10 protein-coding genes are annotated in these 13126 nt (G+C 42.5%); 3 read left to right on the top strand and 7 right to left on the bottom strand.

The features are described from left to right. Window positions 1-14: 14 nt before the first annotated feature. Genes ACIH2S_RS04150 through ACIH2S_RS04140 form a run of 3 tightly spaced genes read left to right on the top strand, consistent with a single transcriptional unit; the run spans window position 15 to window position 2783 of the window. Complete coding sequence (locus ACIH2S_RS04150) at window positions 15-1082, top strand: hypothetical protein (protein WP_036953976.1); 1068 nt, start codon at window positions 15-17, stop codon at window positions 1080-1082. 21 nt (window positions 1083-1103) lie between these two features. Beyond that, entirely contained in the window at window positions 1104-2492 is a 1389-nt protein-coding gene (locus ACIH2S_RS04145) for an O-antigen polymerase (RefSeq protein ID WP_108479487.1), read from the top strand. A gap of 33 nt (window positions 2493-2525) precedes the next feature. Then, on the top strand, window positions 2526-2783 hold the full coding sequence (locus ACIH2S_RS04140; RefSeq protein ID WP_036953973.1) for a helix-turn-helix domain-containing protein: 258 nt from the start codon (window positions 2526-2528) through the stop codon (window positions 2781-2783). A 201-nt stretch (window positions 2784-2984) separates the two neighbouring features. On the opposite strand, the gene ACIH2S_RS04135 is transcribed toward ACIH2S_RS04140, so the two are convergent. From ACIH2S_RS04135 to ACIH2S_RS04105, 7 genes are all read right to left on the bottom strand, one after another. Next, window positions 2985-3263, bottom strand: coding sequence for a VF530 family DNA-binding protein (locus ACIH2S_RS04135; RefSeq protein WP_036953971.1), 279 nt, complete (start codon window positions 3261-3263; stop codon window positions 2985-2987). A gap of 172 nt (window positions 3264-3435) precedes the next feature. Further along, window positions 3436-4512, bottom strand: coding sequence for a class II fructose-bisphosphate aldolase (fbaA, locus tag ACIH2S_RS04130; protein ID WP_006657248.1), 1077 nt, complete (start codon window positions 4510-4512; stop codon window positions 3436-3438). Window positions 4513-4572: 60 nt separating this feature from the next. Then, window positions 4573-5736, bottom strand: a complete 1164-nt coding sequence (gene pgk / locus ACIH2S_RS04125; RefSeq protein WP_036953968.1) for a phosphoglycerate kinase — start codon at window positions 5734-5736, stop codon at window positions 4573-4575. Window positions 5737-5839: 103 nt separating this feature from the next. Next, window positions 5840-6859 carry an erythrose-4-phosphate dehydrogenase gene (gene epd, locus ACIH2S_RS04120; protein WP_036953966.1) on the bottom strand — a complete coding sequence of 340 codons (1020 nt, stop codon included), beginning with the start codon at window positions 6857-6859 and terminating at the stop codon, window positions 5840-5842. A gap of 337 nt (window positions 6860-7196) precedes the next feature. Then, window positions 7197-9191 carry a transketolase gene (tkt, locus tag ACIH2S_RS04115; protein ID WP_108479489.1) on the bottom strand — a complete coding sequence of 665 codons (1995 nt, stop codon included), beginning with the start codon at window positions 9189-9191 and terminating at the stop codon, window positions 7197-7199. Window positions 9192-9672: 481 nt separating this feature from the next. After that, window positions 9673-10908, bottom strand: coding sequence for an HlyD family efflux transporter periplasmic adaptor subunit (locus ACIH2S_RS04110; RefSeq protein ID WP_036953962.1), 1236 nt, complete (start codon window positions 10906-10908; stop codon window positions 9673-9675). A gap of 1 nt (window position 10909) precedes the next feature. Further along, the gene (locus ACIH2S_RS04105; protein WP_154609947.1) at window positions 10910-13126 is read right to left on the bottom strand and encodes a type I secretion system permease/ATPase; all 2217 of its coding nucleotides are present in this window, start codon (window positions 13124-13126) and stop codon (window positions 10910-10912) included.

The following is a 13126-nucleotide window of genomic DNA, read 5'->3' as shown; positions in this document are numbered from 1 at the left end:
GTTAGGTAACGACAATGAAAAAAACATCTAAAACTTCGCTAATTTCATTAATGACCATGCTGATGTCACTGTTTCTATATAGCCAAGTGTCTCATGGGTTAACTCGCTACTCGTCCAGTGGTGGGGGTTATAGAATGAATCTTGTCTCCAATAACTCGGTCATCGCGAGCACTCCGACAATTGGAAGCAATGGCGAGAAATACTACTCCGTCGCTCCGCCAAATAAAGAGGGTATTGTGATTAATGAAAGTTCATCACAGCCCTACGGTACTGTCTATTGCACTGTGAATTTTTTAGCGGGTAACTACCAAAACGGACTGGCATGGAACTATGCCTTTCATCGTGTTTTTGCTTATATGCCAGAGGCTGGCTTTAGCATTAAGGGGCTAACCGCTTATAAAATTAATGCGAATACTTATTTCACACTGTATTCAGACAATGGAATTACTCAGGGTTGGAAAAACATTTCTGGACGTGGGTGTTCTTCCGAAGAAATGGGGCCATTAGACGCAGGATTCTTCACCGTTCAATTCCCATTTGAAGTACGTATTTATGTGAAAGATATTCCCATTGATGGCAAAGTTGTTATTCCACCAGCAATGATTGCGGGCTATACCCGAATGTTCCAATATCCGGGTACACCTGATGTGTTTGTTCCAGCGGATAAAGCGAGTGTAAAACTGGATTTAACTCAGTCGGTGATTAACTACCCATCAAACTGTAAATCCAATATTGATAACTTAAATATCAATCACAATACACTGGATGCCATTGAATTTGATAGTAAACAAACCCGTACTGCAACCTATCAATGTGATAGAAGTCAGGGGGTTAGAGTAAAATTCGCCTTAGATTACGTTATGGATAACGATCCACAAAAGCGTGTGCCGCTGAAATCAGGTAATAACACGATTTACTCTGAGTTATCACTGTACGATGCAGAGAATAACCTACGCGGTAAAACTATCGAAACCACCATTGATAAAGTGAAAAATATTGAAATCGAAAGCCACCTTTATGGATTAGATGCTGAGCCAGGAAAATACACTGGTAATGCGTGGTTAATTGCAACTTATTTATAATTAACATGCAGTATAAATTTTATGATTATGCTTTCTCGTGCTGTATTTATTAGTATTTTTATTATTTGGAATCTCGCCAGCATAATTTACATTGATAATTTAGGTAGCTTAAGGCAATCGCTGCCACAAAATATTATTAGCTGGTTAGCGATTGCATTAATTATTTCCATCATTGCATTTACCGTATTTTATAGAAAAAATCGGATTTTCATTACGATTCCTGCAATGTGTTTTTGTTTAGCGCTAGCCATATTAAGCATCAATCTTTTTTATCTAAAAGAAAGTCATAATGTTATATTTTGGTATTGGTCTGGTATTAGCGCAGGAGTCATACTGTATATTGTTGGACTGCAAATACGAGAGAAGTGGCTAATTCAATCTTTCTGTATTTATTGTTTTATCGCTATTAATGTTATTCAGTGTTTATTTACTATTTATCAGTACTTTTTTGAAACCAGTATTTTTTATTTTGCAACAGATATGCGGTCATATGGTTTGACACAACAAATTACCATTTTATCGGTTAACATGGCGATGAGCTGTATGTTTTCGTTGATGACCCTTGTGTTATCGCAATTTAAACTCGCATCACTCATCCAAGAAAAATGCCGCATAACACTATTAAGTTTCTGTATTTTCTTGTTTACGGTGACGCTGATTGTTCTGCAATCCATCACCACAACATTGAGTTTTGCAGTTTGCGCATTTATCTTTATCTGTTTGTTTTATCAAAAGAATAAAGTAAGGGTCAGTGTCAGCTATTTCATTATTGCCGTCGCTGTATTTATTGGAGTTTACCTTATTCAGCTATGCCCAAAGTATATCGACAGTGAGATAATCAACCGCTTTCACCTTAAGCAGATGTTACGGTTTTCCATTTCACTGTTTATCTACCCACCAGCTGAAGTTTGGGAACAACCTTTAATTATTAATGCGAGCATGGAGAAAAATCAGCTCCCATTTTTAAGTTCTGAAAATTATATTGTCCCTCATATTTATAATGAGATATTGCGTTGGATTATGACTGGTGGGTTTATCAACCTTATTTTTATGTCATTAATAATAACGGGGGGTATATATGTTATTTATCAGTCAATTATTAAATATAAAAAAAACGGGAACGGTTATTCAATATCCTTGGTATTAGCATTAACACCTGTGGTTATTAATAGCAATTTAGAACACCCATTTTTACAATCAGTATTACATTGGGGAATGATTATATTGTTTTTATCATTTTCAGATGCTTCATTCCCACTGAGAGAACAATCCAGTTTCTATATTAATAAACATCTTTCTTTATTGTTTAGTTTTAGCACTTTTATTATTGGCCTCATCGTTTTTATTATTGGATTAAATTTATTTAATGGTCAATCTTTCTTTCACACCAATATTTTTTCATTTGCATAATGAGAAAATTAAAAGATAAACGAGGACAGCATAATGACTCTCTATGACAATCAAATCTCCAATACAGATATTGGTGCAAAAGTCCGTAAACGCCGACTATTATTGGGCTGGAGTGCCAGTATTCTTGGTAAAAAAACGGGCTTAAGCCAACAGCAGATCTCTCGCTATGAACGTGGAACTCAAAATTTTACAATCCACCGATTATGTATTTTTGCCAATGTGCTTCAATGTGATTTAAATTACTTTTTAGAACGTAGAAATTCTTCGGTAACAGTACCGATTAATCTGTAATGCTGTTGTATTTATATCGCCGAAAACCTTATTTGATCGCGACATAATCATGCCCTCTAAGTCTATTTTTAGGGGGCATTTTCATTCCTAAAAGCAACCTAGACGGATATTTCTACATTGCTAGAACCTGTTAATTCAATAATTAGAAAAATAAATACTAATATATTATCCCGCAATTAGAGGCGCATTGTGATCGAGATATTAAATACGGTGATTTCCCCACGGATCATCAGAAGATGAGTTGGCATTATCCATTGAATCGTCTTCTAGCATATCAAGATAGAGCGCTTCAACTTCAGCCCGCGCCCATGGCGTTCTTCGTAGGAATTTTAAGCTTGATTTTATACTGGGATCTTTGTTGAAGCAGTTGATTTTGATAATGTTGCCTAATTTTGCCCAGCCATAATGGTTAACTAATTCTGTTACCTGCATTTCAAGTGTAACCCCATGTAATGGGTCTTTAGATTTATGTTCAGTCATTTGTATTACCTTATAGGGCATTTCGGAGTATTTAAAGCACGCGAAGATTACAAGAAATGCAAGGCGCTCGCAATCAATACGGTAAGTTACAGACTCCTTAGTGAAAACATAAAAAATCCCCCAGCAAGTTACCCTGCTGGGGGATGATTTATTCACAAGTTAAACTCGTAAATTACAGAACATCTACGCAGTTCAGTTCTTTGAATGCTTGCTCTAAACGAACAACCATTGAGTCTTGTGCTTTACGCAACCACACACGTGGATCGTAGTATTTTTTGTTTGGCTTATCATCGCCTTCTGGGTTACCTAACTGAGATTGCAGGTAGCCTTCTTTCGCTTTGTAATACTGTAAAATACCATCCCATGTTGCCCACTGAGTATCGGTATCGATGTTCATTTTGATAACACCGTAGCTTACTGCTTCTTTGATTTCAGCAGCGCTTGAGCCGGAACCACCGTGGAAAACGAAATCTAAGCTGTTGTGTGGCAGGTTAAATTTCTCAGACACGTAGTCTTGGGAATTACGCAGAATTTTTGGCGTTAATTGTACGTTACCTGGTTTATAAACACCGTGTACGTTACCAAAAGAAGCCGCGATAGTGAAACGTGGGCTGATAGCGTTCAGTTTTTCGTAAGCGTAAGCCACGTCTTCTGGTTGGGTGTACAGCGCTGAGCTGTCCATGCCAGTGTTATCAACACCATCTTCTTCACCACCAGTACAACCTAATTCGATTTCCAGAGTCATGTCGATTTTCGCCATGCGCTCTAAATATTTAGAACAGATTGCAATGTTTTCTTCCAGAGATTCTTCTGACAGGTCAATCATGTGAGAAGAGAACAGTGGTTTACCCGTTTTCGCGTAGTGTTTTTCACCCGCATCTAACAGACCGTCAATCCATGGCAGTAATTTCTTCGCACAGTGGTCAGTGTGCAGAATCACTGGCACACCGTAGTGCTCTGCCATTTGGTGTACGTGGTGTGCACCTGAAATTGCACCTAAGATAGCTGCTTGTTGCCCTTCAGCTTTCAGGCCTTTACCTGCGATAAATGCAGCACCACCGTTAGAGAACTGAACAATAACCGGAGCGCGTACTTTAGCTGCCGCTTCAAGTACGGCGTTAATTGAATCAGTACCAACACAGTTCACAGCTGGCAATGCAAAGTTATTTTCTTTGGCAACCGCGAAAACTTTCTGTACATCATCACCAGTGATAACACCTGGTTTAACAAAATCAAAAATTTTAGACATGTGAAAAGGTCCTGTGGTGAACAGGCAGCCTACGCTGCCTGTTGTGTATGAACAAATTAATTACGCTTTAGCACGTTCTTCTAGCATCACAACGGCTGGGAGCTTTTTACCTTCAACGAATTCAAGGAAAGCACCGCCACCGGTAGAAATGTATGAAATCTTATCAGCGATACCGAATAAATCGATCGCCGCTAGGGTGTCACCACCACCAGCGATTGAGAAAGCGTCACTGTCTGCGATAGCACGAGCAACGATTTCTGTTCCCTTACGGAAGTTAGGGAATTCGAATACGCCCACAGGGCCGTTCCAAAGAATGGTTTTCGCATTTTTCAGAATTTCAGCCAGACGTTCTGCGGATTCATCACCTAAGTCCAGAATTTGCTCATCATCTTTGATAGCGTTACTTGCTTTCAGTGTTGCTTCAGCAGTTTCTGAGAACTCGGTAGCCACGCGAACATCAGTTGGCACTGGGATTTGGCAGTTAGCCAGTAATTTTTTCGCTTCTGGGATCAGGTCCGCTTCATACAGTGAACGACCCACATTGTTGCCTTCTGCTGCGATGAAAGTATTCGCGATACCACCACCCACAATCAGTTGGTCAGCGATTTTAGACAGGGAATCTAATACCGTCAGTTTAGTGGAAACTTTAGAACCGCCTACGATAGCAACCATTGGGCGCGCTGGGTTACCTAACGCTTTGCCTAATGCTTCTAATTCGTTGCTTAACAGCGGGCCTGCACACGCAACTGGTGAGAATTTAGCCACGCCGTGCGTTGACGCTTGAGCACGGTGAGCCGTACCGAATGCATCCATAACGTAGACATCACACAGTGCTGCATACTGTTTAGACAGCGTTTCGTCGTCTTTCTTCTCGCCTTTGTTAAAGCGCACGTTTTCTAAAACAACTAATTCGCCAGCAGCGATATCAACACCGTTCAGGTAGTCTTTAACTAAACGAACTGGGTTGTCTAATTTTTCTGCCAGATAGTCAACAACAGGTTGCAGTGAAAACTCTTCATTGTACTCACCTTCCGTCGGACGACCGAGGTGGGAAGTAACCATGACTTTAGCACCTTGTTTCAGCGCTAATTCAATTGTTGGTAATGAAGCACGGATACGTGCATCTGAAGTAACTTTACCGTCTTTAACAGGAACGTTTAGGTCCGAACGAATGAAAACGCGTTTACCCGCTAAGTCCAAATCGGTCATCTTAATTACAGACATGGTGAATCCTCTTGTTGATTCTCTATAAAGTTTTCATTAGCGACTGTGCGAGGAGGTCAATAGTGTATTTACCTATTGTGCCCCGCTGTCTGTCAGGCGCCAATTAGTTTAAACCTGTTGCTGCCATCGCTAGGGTTGTATCTAGCATCCGGTTAGCAAACCCCCATTCGTTATCACACCAAACCAGGGTTTTGATTAAGTTCTTGCCGCTAACTCGTGTTTGCGTGCCATCAATAATCGCGCTGTGCGGATCATGATTAAAATCCATCGAGACTAACGGTAGTTCAGTATAGTCTACTATACCACGAAAATGCCCGTGCGCGGCGCTCTGTAATAGCTTGTTAACTTTATCAACACAAACATCCGCATCTACAGTGACACTTAAGTCAATGGCGGTGACATTAGTGGTTGGAACGCGTACAGAAATCGCTTCAAAGCTGCCTTGGAATTTTGGAAAAATTCGAGTGATCCCCGCTGCTAATTTGGTATCAACAGGAATAATCGATTGGCTCGCTGCGCGCGTTCTGCGTAAATCTTTATGGTAAGCGTCAATCACGGGTTGATCATTCATGGATGCATGAATGGTGGTGACTGTGCCTGACTCGATACCAAATGCATCATCCAACACTTTGATGACTGGAATAATACAGTTGGTGGTACAAGATGCATTGGAAACGATGTTATCGCTTCTTTGTAGGCTGTCATGGTTAACACCATACACAATGGTCGCATCGAGATCATCGGTTCCTGGATGGGAAAAAAGCACTTTTTTCGCGCCGGCTTGCAGATGCTTTAACCCATCTTCGCGAGAGCCGTAAACACCCGTGCAATCTAATACCACATCCACACCGAGCTCTTTCCAAGGTAGCTTGCTGATATCCGCTTGATGGAAAAGACGCATACTGTCATCTCCAACTTGTAGCTGGTCGCCATTAAGGCGAACATCCCACGCAAAGCGTCCGTGACTTGAATCATATTTCAGCAAATGAGCGATACCTTCAGGTTCCGCTAATTCATTGACCGCAACAACGACAATTTCTGCCCGGCGACCTGATTCATATAACGCTCTGAGAACACTTCGACCAATTCGACCGAAGCCGTTTATTGCTACCCTGATTGCCATTCTACACCTTGTATCTGAGCAAAATCACACGGTTGCTAAGGATAACTGACTACCACCAACTCTACTGCTCATTTTAACTGTCAAACATCAAAAGTGTGCTTCACTCGACATTTTTAAAATTTATTTACATTATTTCAAATGCAACTGAAACGGTTCAGCTTATCAAGTTTTAGATTAAGGGATATATTTAGAGAACGCAATAGAAAAACAAGAAACGGTGCACAAAAAAACAACGCCTCAATACCAAACTTGATATTGAGGCGTAAATTAGGTTAATTCACTTTATTTTCAGAGGCGCGACCGTTTATTCGGAACACACCTCAAACAATTAAATGAATTATTTCAGCAGAGATTTTGCAGCTTTAACGGCGTTTTCAACCGTAATGCCAAACTCTTTGTAGAGCTGATCAGCTGGTGCTGATTCACCGAATGAGTGCATACCGATGATAGCGCCATTCAGACCAGTGTATTTGAACCAGTAATCTGCGATACCCGCTTCGATAGCCACACGAGCACTGACGTTTGCAGGCAGAACGGCTTCACGATAAGCCGCATCTTGCTTGTCGAATGCATCTGTAGAAGGCATAGAAACAACGCGAACTTTACGACCTTCCGCAGTCAGTTGGTCAGCCGCTTTCACCGCTAATTCAACTTCAGAACCGGTTGCAATAAAGATCAGCTCAGGCGTGCCTGCGCAATCTTTCAGGATATAAGCGCCTTTCTCGATATTTGCTAATTGCTCAGCGGTACGAGGTTGCTGTTCTAGGTTTTGACGAGAGAAAATCAGTGCGCTTGGACCATCTTTACGCTCAATGGCATATTTCCATGCAACCGCAGATTCTACTTGGTCACATGGACGCCATGTGCTCATGTTTGGTGTCACACGCAGACTCGCCAGCTGTTCTACTGGTTGGTGCGTTGGACCATCTTCACCCAGACCGATAGAGTCATGAGTGTAAACGAAGATGCTGCGAATTTTCATCAGCGCTGCCATACGTACTGCGTTACGTGCGTATTCAACGAACATTAAGAATGTTGCGCCGTAAGGGATGAAACCGCCGTGCAGAGCGATACCGTTCATGATAGCGGACATACCGAATTCACGAACACCGTAATGGATGTAGTTACCCGCTTTGTCTTCGTTCAGAGGTTTAGAACCTGACCACATGGTTAAGTTACTTGGCGCTAAGTCCGCAGAACCGCCCATGAATTCTGGTAATACTTTACCAAATGCTTCTAATGCGTTTTGAGATGCTTTACGGCTTGCGATGTTCGCAGGGTTTTGTTGCAGGTTTTCAACGAATTTTTTCGCTTCTGCATCAAAGTTCGCTGGCAGTTCACCCGCCATACGACGTTCGAATTCTTTCGCTAATTCTGGGTATGCTTTTGCGTATGCCGCAAATTTTTCATTCCAAGAATGCTGTTTTTCTTTACCGGCTTCACGCGCATCCCAAGCTTGGTAGATATCTGCTGGGATTTCGAATGGACCGAATTTCCAGCCCAGTGCTTCACGAGTTGCTGCGATTTCTGCATCACCTAAAGGTGCGCCGTGAACCGCTTCGGTACCTGCTTTGTTTGGTGAACCAAAACCGATAACGGTTTTGCACATAATCAGCGTTGGTTTGTCTGATTGTTTGTGAGCTTCGTTCACTGCAGCGTTGATTTGATCTGCATCGTGACCATCGATGTCACGGATAACGTGCCAGCCGTATGCTTCGAAACGTGCTGCGGTATCATCAGTAAACCAACCTTCGACTTCACCATCGATAGAGATGCCGTTGTCATCGTAGAATGCGACCAGTTTATTTAATTTCAGGGTACCCGCTAATGAACAGACTTCGTGGGAGATACCTTCCATCATACAACCATCACCCATGAACACATAAGTGTGGTGGTCGACAACGTCATGACCTGGGCGGTTAAATTGTGCCGCTAAAGTACGTTCTGCAATCGCAAAACCCACTGCGTTTGCAATACCTTGACCTAAAGGACCGGTAGTGGTTTCAACACCTGGCGTATAACCATATTCTGGGTGACCCGGGGTTTTAGAATGTAATTGACGGAAGTTCTTTAACTCATCAATAGATAAGTCATAACCGGTCAGGTGCAGCAAGCTGTAAATCAGCATTGAACCGTGACCGTTAGACAGTACGAAGCGGTCGCGGTTAGCCCAATGTGGATCTGCTGGGTTATGATTCATATGGTTGCGCCAAAGAACTTCAGCAATATCAGCCATGCCCATTGGTGCGCCAGGGTGCCCTGATTTTGCTTTTTGAACCGCATCCATACTTAGAAAGCGGATAGCATTAGCAAGGGTTTTACGAGTCGTCATTAGTATACTCCAAGTAGGATAGAACGTACTTAAACCAATATTCACAACGCAATAGGGAATCATTGCGGTTTATAGAGTTAGCCTCAATAATTCGAGCCGCAGGTGCATAAAAGCTTATTAGACCTACCCACAACTTGAAGTTTGGCGATGAGACCCTACGAAACTAGCGCAATTTCATCCATACAGCAATTATTTGAAACAATATGACAGCAGACTGCGGATCTTTATCGCAACCGTCAAGCTGAATCCTTTCCATTGCGCAAAATATCCCTTTGAGTTCTTCGTTTTGCGCAATTGCCTGACCTTATTAAACCTGAGTTCACCACTTAGGATCAAGGTGATTTATGCATCTTGCGTAATTAGCCGCAATATTAGTGATATTTGGCAAATTTTTCACTGGTAAACCCGCACAAAACAACAAGGGCGCTCATTTTTGCGCCCTTGTTTTCACATTGCTTTCTTTTTGATTTTTTTATCGCGATTAACGCTCTGTCATCGCCTGTTTCATCCGTGTGATAGGCTTAATCAGGTAATCAAAGACGCTTTTCTCACCCGTTTTGATATCCACTGATGCCACCATACCCGGAATGATTTCCATTTTATGGTTATTTTTGTCTAACAAGTAATTGGTATCTGTTTCGACAAGAATTCGGTAGAACGTCTCATCGGGATTAAGCTTTAACTCACTACGACGCGTATCATTACTTAAGGTATCTGGGCTGATTAATTTCACCACTCCATTTAAGCCCCCATAAATCGCGTAATCATAAGCAGTGACTTTAACGACCACCGGCATTCCCGGTCTTAAGAAAGCCACGTCTTGCGGACGAATATAAGCTTCCACCATCAATTTGTCATCGAGGGGAATAATTTCAAGGATGTCTTGCCCTGTATTCACGACGCCACCGATGGTATTGATCTTAATATTTTTTACGATGCCATGAACGGGCGCGCGTATCTCCGAGCGAGTGACAGGATCTTCACGCATACTCATGGTCTCTTCCGCTTGATCCAGCTCCGATTCCACTTTCACCAACTCAGCGTTTGCTTCCGCAAGGTAGTTATTCATGCGTTCATTAATTTGCGTCGCTAACTCAACGGACTGTCTTTCCATACGCAGAATTTCCACATTGGAAACTAACCCTTCTTTCGCCAGCGGTTTGGTAATAGCGATTTCTCGGTCTAATAATCCTTTGCTTTGACGTAAGCCTGCAATAGCTTGATCACGCTGCATTTTTTTCGCGTTATAAGCATTGGTTTCACGCTCTACTAAGTCTTGATCCGTTATCTTTGAAAAATCAGGAACTTCGTTGCGAGATTCTCCCTGCAACCGCGCTGAGATGGCTTCAAGGTTTTGTACTCGAGCTTGGCTTTCACGCAATAATGCCATACTTCGCGCATCATCCAGCTTCAGCAAAATCTGCCCTTTTTCAACAATATCCCCTTCCTTAACGTACATCTCTTGAATATTGCCAGGGTCGATACTTTGAATGACTTGCTCACGGCTACTTGGAATAATGGTTCCTTGCCCACGAATGATCTCTTCTAAGTGGCTGTTATACGCCCAGACCACAAAAATCGTCAGTAACAACGCCAGAAAGATAATAGGCAAAAACAGTAAGTTACTGCGCTCTTTTCTCATCACGGATTCTAGATCATGAGAAAAGTCACTGGAAAAAGTGCGATGCTCTTTTGGCGCTTTACCATATTGATCCATTTTAAATCGCCCCTTCTTCTTTATTAATTACGCGTCTAACCTGTGAAACGACTCGCACTTGCGGCGCAGACTGTGGAGCAGGTTTATCTGTGGTAACTGTGCCAGTGGCTTGCTCCGTTTGTCCTAACGCTTTTAAGACTTTCTGCTTCGGCCCATCAATTAAGATTTTGCCTTCATCCATCACGATAATGCGGTCAACTAAACGTAAAATTGGTAACTTGTGGGTAACGACAATCAGCGTTTTATCTTTCGTCCACGCCTCTAGCGCATCGAGCACCAATTTTTCAGTATCCACATCAATTCCCGTGGTTGGCTCATCCAGTAACACCACATTTGGGTTATGCAGGGTTAACTGTGCCAGTGCCACCATCTGTTTTTGTCCACCTGAAAGCCCTAAACCATCTTCACCAAGGGGCATATCAAGCCCTGCTGGATGCTGACGAATAATTTTATCGAGCTGGAAGCGTTTGAGCGCACGCACTAAATCGTCATCGCTGGAGTAGCCATCAAGACGTGCTAAATCCAAGTTTTCACGTAAGGTTCCGAAGAATAAACGCGGCTTTTGCGTCAGCATACCGACTTTGCTTCTGAGGAAAATCGGGTCAATTTGGCGAATATCGAGATCATCTAAGCTAATATTCCCTTGCTGCTGTTCATATAGCCCGGTGAGTAATTTAAGTAATGTACTTTTCCCACCACCGATTTTGCCGAGGATCGCGACTTTCTCTCCCGCTTTGATCTCTAAATTAATGTTGTTTAATGCAGGCTGCCCATCTTTACTATATTGATAAGTCACATTCGCCAGTTGTAATGCCCCGTGAACTGCAGTTGGTGAAATGTATTTTTTATGATCTTCACGCTCGATAGGACGGCTAAAGATATTTCGTACGCCGGCTAATGCCATACGCGCTGATTGGAAACGTGTTGCCAGACCCGCAATTTGTCCCAGTGGCGCTAATGCTCGACCAGATAAGATCACGCTGGCGATCAGCGCCCCCATCGTAATACGCGAGTTCACATCATTCGCATGGATCAGGTAAGTTCCCAAGCACACTAAACCGACGGTATTGAGCTGCTGCATCGCCGCACTGAAATTGACCATAAAATTGGTTAGATTGCGCACGGCGATGGATGAAAATGCCGTTTTCTCTGTAAGCATTTCCCAGCGTTGTTGCGCCCAATTCACCGCATTATTCAGCTTTAAGGTTTCGATCCCTTCAATGGATTCCACCGCTAAGCCTTGGCGTTGAGATGTTTCTTTCATTGAGGCGTTGATCCCTTTCGCCAGTGGCTTTTGAATCAAAAGACCTGCGATCACTACAATCGGGATAATCGTCAGTGGCACTAATGCTAGGTAGCCACCAATCATGCTGATTACGCCGATAAACAGCAAAATAAACGGCAGATCGACGAGGGCTAATAAACTCGCGCTGGTCATAAATTCACGAATGGATTCGAAGTCACGTAAGTTGTTCGCATACGATCCCGATGAGGCTGGGCGCTTATCAAGGCGGATCCCCATCACGCGGTGGAAGAGCATCGCGCTGATCACAATGTCCGCTTTTTTCCCTGCGATATCTAATAGATAAGATCGCAACATTTTGGCGAGAAACTCAAAACCAATTGCCAGCACAACACCGATGGTCAGTACCCATAAAGTTTCGTAAGCTTGGTTTGGGATCACTCGGTCATACACGTTCATCACATACAGGGAACTGATTAACGCTAATAAGTTGATCACAAATGATGCGACGATCACTTGGTAGTAATATTTTTTATAACGCCAAATCACTTTCCAGAAACCGCTAGTTTCGTATTTATCGATTTCTGAACGAGTTTCCGAGCGAATATTGCGTTTAATAAACCAGCTGTAACCGCTGTAGTTCGCTGCCAGATCTTTCACACTTAATGTTTGACGTAAACCTTCTTCCGTTAAGATCTCAAAATGACGCCCATGTTCGCCATCTTCAATTTTGCTGATCACTACCGATTCATTGTTTGCTAATAGCACCAGAAATGGCGCCGCAATCGTCGGGATCTTATGCAGATCGATTTCAATGATCTGGTTATCAAATTGGTGTGAGTTCAACACACTCGCCAGCGAGGCATAATCAAAAGATTTCGATTCCGTGCGTTTAGTTTGTGCTAATAAAATTTCTGGTGAAAGGGTATAACCCAAACGCTTAGTAACTAAAGATAGGTTATTAATAATGTTCAT

It is taken from the genome of Providencia lanzhouensis (assembly GCF_050469745.1).
Taxonomy (GTDB): Bacteria; Pseudomonadota; Gammaproteobacteria; order Enterobacterales; family Enterobacteriaceae; genus Providencia; species Providencia lanzhouensis.
This window is presented reverse-complemented; position numbering and strand designations above follow the sequence as displayed.